This is a genomic window from Streptomyces sp. NPDC060209, from assembly GCF_042728155.1.
Taxonomy (GTDB): Bacteria; Actinomycetota; Actinomycetes; order Streptomycetales; family Streptomycetaceae; genus Streptomyces.
Window position 1 is genome coordinate 1 of the sequence record NZ_JBHWZS010000378.1, and the last position, 7,610, is coordinate 7,610.

Genomic DNA, 7,610 nt, shown 5'->3' on the forward strand with positions numbered 1-7,610 from the left:
CCGCACCTATCGGTGCGGGGCCCTGAGTCATGCGGGCGGGGTCCGTGTCAGCGGACGTTGCCCATGAGCGTCTTGACCTTGCCGCGGTACATGAAGATCGCGACACCCGCGAGGACGGCGAGCGCGGCCTGGAGTGCGACGACTCCGGTGCCGTTGAGCTCGACACCCGCGAGGGAGAGCAGGCCGGTGGTGCAGTCACCGGCGGTCACGGCCAGGAACCAGACACCCATCATCTGGCTGGCGTACTTGGCCGGGGCCATCTTCGTGGTGACCGAGAGGCCGACCGGGGACAGTGTCAGCTCGCCGACGGTCTGCACGAAGTAGATCGCGACCAGCCACATCGCCGCGGCCTTGTGACCGTCGCCCGCGATGGTCAGCGGCGCCAGGAAGAGGAAGAACGACGCACCGACCAGCACCAGACCGGAGCTGAACTTCACGACCGTGCTCGGCTCCTTGCCCCGCCGGTTCAGCGCCATCCAGAAGGCGGCGAAGACCGGGGCCAGCGCCATGATCAGGACCGGGTTGACCGACTGGTACCAGGAGACCGGGAAGTCCCAGCCGAGGACCGAGTTCTCCGCCGAGGAGTCGGCGAAGATCGCCAGGGTCGAACCGCCCTGGTCGTAGATCATCCAGAAGATGGCGGCGGCCACGAAGAACCAGATGTAGCCGGACATCTTCTTCTGCTCGGTCTGGCTGAGCTCCTTGTCGCGCTTGATGCGCACCAGGACCATGACCGGGATGATCAGGCCGGCGATCGTGATCGGGACCAGCAGCCAGTTCAGCGTGTAGACGCCGGTGACGACCGTGCCGATGTAGAAGACGGCCGCGATGCCCAGCCAGATCATCGACTTGCGCAGTGTGGACGCGCGCTCGTCGGCGGAGAGCGGCTTCGGCACCACGAGGCTGCGCTCGTTCAGGTGGCGGGTGCCGAGCAGGAACTGGACGACACCGAGTCCCATGCCGACCGCGGCCAGGGCGAAGCCCAGGTGCCAGTTGACGTTCTCGCCGACGGTGCCGATGACCAGCGGCGCCGCGAAGGCACCCACGTTGATGCCCATGTAGAAGATCGTGAAGCCACCGTCACGGCGCGGGTCGTCCGGGCCGTCGTAGAGGTGGCCGACCATCGTGGAGATGTTGGACTTCAGCAGACCGGAGCCGATGGCGACGAGGCCGAGTCCGGCGAAGAAGGTGCCCTCGGAGGGCAGCGCCAGCGTCAGGTGGCCGAGCATGATGACGCCGCCCGCGATGGCGACGGTCTTGCGGGGTCCCCAGACACGGTCGCCGAACCAGCCGCCGGGCATGGCGAGCAGGTACACCAGCGACAGGTAGACCGAGTAGATCGCCGTGGCCGTGGCGGGGTTCATGTGAAGCCCGTTGGGAGCGATCAGGTAGAGCGGGAGAAGGGCGCGCATGCCGTAGTAGCTGAAGCGCTCCCACATCTCCGTCATGAAGAGAGTGGCCAGGCCGCGGGGGTGGCCGAAGAAGGTCTTCTCCGAACCAGAAGTACTGGCCGAGTCCTTCGTCAGGCTGGACGCCATGGTCGATCCTTGCTGGTCGGGACGCGTCGCCTCGTGAGCGGTACGCGCCCGGTGGGGGGTAGCCGGCACCGGGGCGGATGAGCCCCACCCCCTGACGCCTCGAGGGGATCCGATCCGGCCGCCCGCTCCGTAGGGAGTTCGGGGGGCGAGGTCGTGGGACAGACCGCTCCGGGATCCACGCCCGGTGCGCGTCCTCGCGCTCCGGGCCCGGCCCACAGGTCATTCACTGGTCGGGGCCGGCGGGAACCGGCCCGTACACAAAAGCGACCCTTGGCGCGAAAAGCTGGCCAAAGGTCCTTCGGCGTTTCAACAGGCGTCGAGCAACCATACGACACGACACGTGGGGATATGGAAGGACTTGAGACATGGATCACAGGTGTACGTGGAACCACAGTCCCATATTCAAAGGGGGATGACCGATTCGTGGCCCTGACCCGCAGGGCCTGACCAGCGCCTCACCCCAGGGGTCCTGCGCGGACTACCATCACTGCATGACCCGTGTACTGCTCGCCGAGGACGACGCATCCATCTCGGAGCCACTGGCCCGCGCCCTGCGTCGTGAGGGTTACGAGGTCGAGGTCCGCGAGGACGGTCCGACCGCACTCGACGCCGGACTCCAGGGGGGCATCGACCTGGTCGTCCTCGACCTGGGGCTGCCCGGGATGGACGGCCTCGAGGTCGCCAGGCGGCTGCGGGCCGACGGCCACGCCGTGCCGATCCTGGTGCTGACCGCCAGGGCCGACGAGGTCGACACCGTGGTCGGCCTGGACGCCGGGGCCGACGACTACGTCACCAAGCCCTTCCGCCTCGCCGAGCTGCTCGCCCGGGTCCGCGCCCTGCTGCGGCGCGGCGCCACCGAGCCCGCCCCGCAGCCCGCCACGCACGGCGTCAGGATCGACGTCGAGTCCCACCGGGCCTGGATGGGCGACGAGGAACTCCAGCTCACCGCCAAGGAGTTCGACCTGCTCAGGGTCCTCGTGAGGGACGCCGGCCGGGTCGTCACCCGCGACCAGCTGATGCGTGAGGTCTGGGACACCACCTGGTGGTCGTCCACCAAGACCCTCGACATGCACATCTCCTGGCTCCGCAAGAAGCTCGGCGACGACGCGGCCAATCCGCGCTACATCGCCACCGTCCGGGGCGTCGGCTTCCGGTTCGAGAAGAGCTGACGTACAGAACACTCATGCGCCGCCGACTGATCAACTCCACACTCGCCGTGGTGCTCGTCGTGATCGCCGTCTTCGGCGTCTCCCTCGTCATCGTCGAGACCCGCACCATCAGCAACAGTGCCCAGGAGAGCGTCGACGCCGAGGCCTTCCGGCTGATCAGCGTCGTCGAGAGCCGACTGCTCGGCGCCGAACGGATCACCCCCCAGGTGCTCGCCGAGCAGGTGGACCCCAGCCGCTACGCCCGGGTCGAGATCCCCGGGCGGGACGCCATCGAGGTCGGCGAGCGCCCCACGGACGGCAACGCCATCCGCAGCACGGAGACGGGGGAGCAGGGCGAGAAGGTCACCGTCGAGGAGTCCCGCTCCAACGTGACCCGCGAGGTCGGCCGGACCCTGCTGATCATCGGAGCCGTGGCACTGCTCGCCATCATCTCCGCCGTACTCCTCGCCGTACGCCAGGCCGACCGGCTGACCTCCCCGCTCACCGACCTCGCCGAGACCGCCGAACGCCTCGGATCGGGCGACCCGCGCCCCCGGCACAAGCGGTACGGGGTGACTGAGCTGGACCGGGTCGCCGACGTCCTGGACTCCTCCGCGGAACGGATCGCCCGGATGCTGACCGCGGAGCGGCGCCTCGCCGCGGACGCCTCGCACCAGCTCCGTACGCCCCTGACCGCCCTCTCCATGCGGATCGAGGAGATCTCCGTCACCGACGACCCGGAGACGGTGAAGGAGGAGGCGAACATCGCGCTCACCCAGGTCGAGCGGCTCACGGACGTGGTGCAGCGGCTGCTGACCAATTCCCGTGACCCGCGCACCGGCTCCGCCGTCGTCTTCGACCTCGACGAGATCGTGAAGCAGCAGCTCGAGGAATGGCGCCCGGCCTACCGCAGCGCGGGCCGAGCCGTCGTCTGCTCCGGCAAGCACGGGCTGGAGGCCGTCGGCACCCCCGGCGCCGTCGCCCAGGTGCTCGCCGCCCTGATCGAGAACTCGCTGATGCACGGTGGCGGCACGGTCGCGCTGCGCACCCGCGTCACCGGCACCCAGGTCGTCGTCGAGGTCACGGACGAGGGCCCCGGCGTCCCCGCCGACCTCGGGGCGCGGATCTTCGAGCGCACCATCAGCGGCCGCAACTCCACCGGAATCGGCCTCGCCGTGGCCCGCGACCTCGCCGAGGCCGACGGCGGCCGGCTCGAACTGCTCCAGCAGCAGCCTCCGGTCTTCGCCCTCTTCCTCAGCCGGGTCGTGCCGAGCCGCAAGGAATCCGTGCGCCCGGTGCGCTGAGAGAGCCGTACACCGGGCGGCCCGGAGCGATCAGTGCCGTCCGCGCGTCAGTGGGGCACGGGGCCGGGTGTTACCTCGTCGGAGGGTCGCCGCTGCTCCAGAAATCGTTCCGCGTTGAGCACGGCCTCCTTGGCGGGCAGCGCCCTGAACACCCAGGTGCGGTAGGACCAGAAGCGGAACAGCGTGGCGATCCCGATGCCGAGGATCTTGAACACGTTGCTCTGGACCGGGCTGTTCCACCCGAAGCCGTACGTCGCCGCGTAGAGCACGCCCGTCTCGATCACCGCGCCGACCGCGCTGAACAGCAGGAACAGCATCAGCTCCCGCGTCCGGCCGGTCTTGTCGCGGTCCCGGTAGGTCCAGTAGCGGAAGCCGACGTAGTTGAAGAGGATCGCGACGACCGTCCCCATGAGCCCGGCCCGCACCACCGGAATGTCCGTGGTGCGCCAGATCAGGTTGGAGACGGCGATATTGACGACCAGCCCGAGTGCGCCGACCGCGCCGAACTTGGCGACCTCCCGTGCCAGCAGATCAAGCCGGGTCCGCAGTGCGCCCCGTTCGCTCATGGTGATCGCTCAGCCCCGTCCAGTCGGTTTCGTCAACCCGGCCATGCTAACCAGCCCTCCCGTGTGATGCCTGTGAGCCCGGGGGCGTGACGAGGCTTCCTTCCCGGAGCGGCCGGGGCCCGGCGGGAGAGGGTGAGGGGACCTCCCGCTCGCCCGATACCCTGGACACGTGACGTTCCCTGTAGTCGGCATGGTCGGCGGCGGCCAGCTCGCCCGTATGACCCACGAGGCGGGCATCCCCCTCGGCCTGAAATTCAAGCTCCTCAGTGACACCCCCCAGGATTCGGCCGCCCAGGTGGTCGGCGAAGTCGTCGTGGGCGACTACCGCGACCTGGAGACACTGCGCGCCTTCGCACGCGGCTGCGACGTGATCACCTTCGATCACGAGCATGTGCCGACCGAGCACCTCCGGGCCCTGGAGGCGGACGGCATCCCCGTGCGCCCCGGCCCCGACGCTCTGGTGCACGCCCAGGACAAGGGAGTGATGCGCGCCAAGCTCACGGAGATCGGCGCGCCCTGCCCCCGCCACCGCATCGTCGCGGACCCGGCGGACGCCGCGGCCTTCGCCGGCGAGGTGGGCGGTTTCCCCGTCATCCTCAAGACGGTCCGCGGCGGCTACGACGGCAAGGGCGTCTGGGTGGTCCGCTCCGAGGCGGACGCCGCGGAGCCCTTCCGGGCCGGTGTCCCCGTCCTCGCCGAGGAGAAGGTCGACTTCGCCCGCGAGCTGGCGGCCAACATCGTCCGCTCGCCCCACGGCCAGGCGGTCGCCTATCCCGTCGTCGAGTCCATCCAGGTCGACGGGGTCTGCGACACCGTCATCGCACCGGCACCCGACCTGGACGAACGCCTCGCCGGCGAGGCCCAGCAGCTCGCCCTGCGGATCGCGGCCGAGCTCGGCGTGGTGGGCCACCTCGCGGTCGAGCTCTTCGAGACGCGCGATGGCCGCATTCTCGTCAACGAGCTCGCGATGCGCCCGCACAACTCCGGGCACTGGACCCAGGACGGCGCGGTCACCTCGCAGTTCGCCAACCACGTGCGGGCGGTCCTGGACCTCCCGCTCGGCGACCCCCGCCCGCGCGCCACCTGGACGGTCATGTCCAACGTCCTCGGCGGCGACTACCCGGACATGTACCAGGCGTACCTGCACTGCATGGCCCGCGACCCGCAGCTCAAGATCCACATGTACGGCAAGGACGTGAAGCCCGGCCGCAAGGTGGGCCACGTCAACACCTACGGCGACGACCTGGCGGACGTGCGGGAGCGCGCCCGGCACGCGGCCGACTACCTGCGAGGAACGATCACCGAATGACCGCACCAGGCTCCGCCCCCGTCGTCGGCATCGTCATGGGTTCGGACTCCGACTGGCCCGTGATGGAAGCGGCCGCCAAGGCCCTCGGCGAGTTCGAGATCCCCTACGAGGTCGATGTCGTCTCCGCCCACCGCATGCCGCACGAGATGATCGCGTACGGCGAGTCGGCGGCGGACCGCGGTCTCAAGGCGATCATCGCGGGGGCGGGGGGAGCGGCACACCTGCCCGGCATGCTCGCTTCCGTCACCCCGCTGCCCGTGATCGGCGTCCCGGTCCCGCTGAAGTACCTCGACGGCATGGACAGCCTGCTGTCCATCGTCCAGATGCCGGCCGGCGTCCCCGTGGCCACGGTCTCCGTCGGCGGCGCCCGTAACGCGGGCCTGCTCGCCGCTCGTATCCTCGCCGCCCACGACGGCGAGCTGCTGGCACGGATGAAGGACTTCCAGCAGGAGCTCAAGGACCAGGCGACGGAGAAGGGCAAGCGGCTGCGCGCCAAGACCCAGGGCGCGGACTCCTTCGGCTTCGGGAAGTAGGGCTCCGTGACCACTCCTGGCAACCTCGAACGGGCCCGTCTCCTGCTCGCCGACCACCCCGTCGTCGACGGCCACAACGACCTCCCCTGGGCCCTGCGCGAGCAGGTCGGCTACGACCTCGACGCCCGCGACATCTCCCAGGACCAGACCGGCACCCTGCACACCGACATTCCGCGGCTGCGGGCCGGCGGCGTCGGTGCCCAGTTCTGGTCCGTCTACGTCGCGCCCCATCTGGCCGGTGACGACGCGGTGAGCGCCACGCTGGAACAGATCGACGTGGTCGGCGAGATGCTGACCCGCTACCCGGACGACCTGCGCCGTGCCCTGACCGGGGACGACATGGAGAAGGCCCGCGCCGAGGGCCGCATCGCCTCCCTGATGGGGGCCGAGGGGGGCCACTCCATCAACAACTCCCTGGCCACCCTGCGAGCCCTGCACACCCTGGGCGTCCGCTACATGACGCTCACCCACAACGACAACACCGACTGGGCGGACTCGGCGACCGACTCCCCGCGCGTCGGCGGTCTCTCGGAGTTCGGCCGTGAGGTCGTACGCGAGATGAACCGCGTCGGGATGCTGGTCGACCTCTCCCACGTGGCGGCCACCACGATGCGCGACGCGCTCGCGACCTCCGTCGCGCCGGTCATCTTCTCGCACTCCTCCGCCCGGGCGGTCTGCGACCACCCGCGCAACATCCCGGACGACGTACTGCGGATGCTCGCGGCCAACGGCGGCGTGGCCATGGCGACCTTCGTACCGAAGTTCGTCCTGCCGGCGGCCGTCGAGTGGACGCTCGCCGCAGACCGCAACATGCGGGAGCACGGCCTGCACCATCTGGACACCACCCCGGCCGCCATGCGGATCCACGCGGACTTCGAAGCGCTCAACCCGCGCCCGATGGCCACCGTGGCGACGATCGCCGACCACCTCGACCACATGCGCGAGATCGCCGGGATCGACCACATCGGTATCGGCGGCGACTACGACGGCACGGCGTTCCTCCCGCTGGAGCTGGAGGACGTCTCGGGCTACCCGCACCTGATCGCGGAGCTGCTCACGCGCGGCTGGTCGGAGACCGACGTGGCCAAGCTGACGTGGCAGAACGCCGTACGGGTCCTGCGCGACGCGGAAGCGGTGTCCCGTGACCTGAGTGCCCGGGTCGGCCCGTCCCACGCGACGATCGACGAGCTGGACGGCCCGGCGGAGTAATCC

General features: G+C 69.9%; 7 protein-coding genes. 5 read left to right on the forward strand and 2 right to left on the reverse strand.

Annotation, left to right across the window (positions count from 1 at the left end):
* Positions 1-47: 47 nt before the first annotated feature.
* Positions 48-1,538 carry an oligopeptide:H+ symporter gene (locus tag ACFWFI_RS38695; RefSeq protein WP_387399919.1) on the reverse strand — a complete coding sequence of 497 codons (1,491 nt, stop codon included), beginning with the start codon at positions 1,536-1,538 and terminating at the stop codon, positions 48-50.
* 491 nt (positions 1,539-2,029) lie between these two features.
* On the opposite strand from ACFWFI_RS38695, the gene ACFWFI_RS38700 reads away from it, so the two are divergent.
* Both ACFWFI_RS38700 and ACFWFI_RS38705 read left to right on the forward strand, forming a co-directional pair.
* On the forward strand, positions 2,030-2,707 hold the full coding sequence (locus tag ACFWFI_RS38700) for a response regulator transcription factor (protein WP_099177243.1): 678 nt from the start codon (positions 2,030-2,032) through the stop codon (positions 2,705-2,707).
* Between the two features lie 14 nt (positions 2,708-2,721).
* On the forward strand, positions 2,722-3,990 hold the full coding sequence (locus ACFWFI_RS38705) for an ATP-binding protein (RefSeq protein ID WP_387399922.1): 1,269 nt from the start codon (positions 2,722-2,724) through the stop codon (positions 3,988-3,990).
* A gap of 47 nt (positions 3,991-4,037) precedes the next feature.
* On the opposite strand, the gene ACFWFI_RS38710 is transcribed toward ACFWFI_RS38705, so the two are convergent.
* Positions 4,038-4,556: a GtrA family protein gene (locus tag ACFWFI_RS38710; protein WP_387399924.1), complete on the reverse strand. Its 519-nt coding sequence runs from the start codon at positions 4,554-4,556 to the stop codon at positions 4,038-4,040.
* A 169-nt stretch (positions 4,557-4,725) separates the two neighbouring features.
* Here ACFWFI_RS38710 and ACFWFI_RS38715 point away from each other — a divergent pair, with 169 nt between their 5' ends.
* Genes ACFWFI_RS38715 through ACFWFI_RS38725 form a run of 3 tightly spaced genes read left to right on the forward strand, consistent with a single transcriptional unit; the run spans position 4,726 to position 7,607 of the window.
* A complete protein-coding gene (locus ACFWFI_RS38715; RefSeq protein WP_387399927.1) occupies positions 4,726-5,865 on the forward strand; it encodes a 5-(carboxyamino)imidazole ribonucleotide synthase in 1,140 nt (379 codons plus the stop codon).
* Positions 5,862-6,398, forward strand: coding sequence for a 5-(carboxyamino)imidazole ribonucleotide mutase (gene purE / locus ACFWFI_RS38720; protein ID WP_387399928.1), 537 nt, complete (start codon positions 5,862-5,864; stop codon positions 6,396-6,398). The genes ACFWFI_RS38715 and purE overlap by 4 nt, the downstream gene beginning before the upstream one ends.
* Positions 6,399-6,404: 6 nt before the next feature.
* Positions 6,405-7,607, forward strand: coding sequence for a dipeptidase (locus ACFWFI_RS38725; protein ID WP_387399931.1), 1,203 nt, complete (start codon positions 6,405-6,407; stop codon positions 7,605-7,607).
* The last annotated feature ends 3 nt before the right edge of the window (positions 7,608-7,610 follow it).

Bases quoted from the DNA above. Each gene is read 5' to 3' on its own strand.
- ACFWFI_RS38695 (WP_387399919.1), bottom strand. From the start codon at position 1,538: ATGGCGTCCAGCCTGACGAAGGACTCGGCCAGTACTTCTGGTTCGGAG.
- ACFWFI_RS38700 (WP_099177243.1), top strand. From the start codon at position 2,030: ATGACCCGTGTACTGCTCGCCGAGGACGACGCATCCATCTCGGAGCCA.
- ACFWFI_RS38705 (WP_387399922.1), top strand. From the start codon at position 2,722: ATGCGCCGCCGACTGATCAACTCCACACTCGCCGTGGTGCTCGTCGTG.
- ACFWFI_RS38710 (WP_387399924.1), bottom strand. From the start codon at position 4,556: ATGAGCGAACGGGGCGCACTGCGGACCCGGCTTGATCTGCTGGCACGG.
- purE (WP_387399928.1), top strand. From the start codon at position 5,862: ATGACCGCACCAGGCTCCGCCCCCGTCGTCGGCATCGTCATGGGTTCG.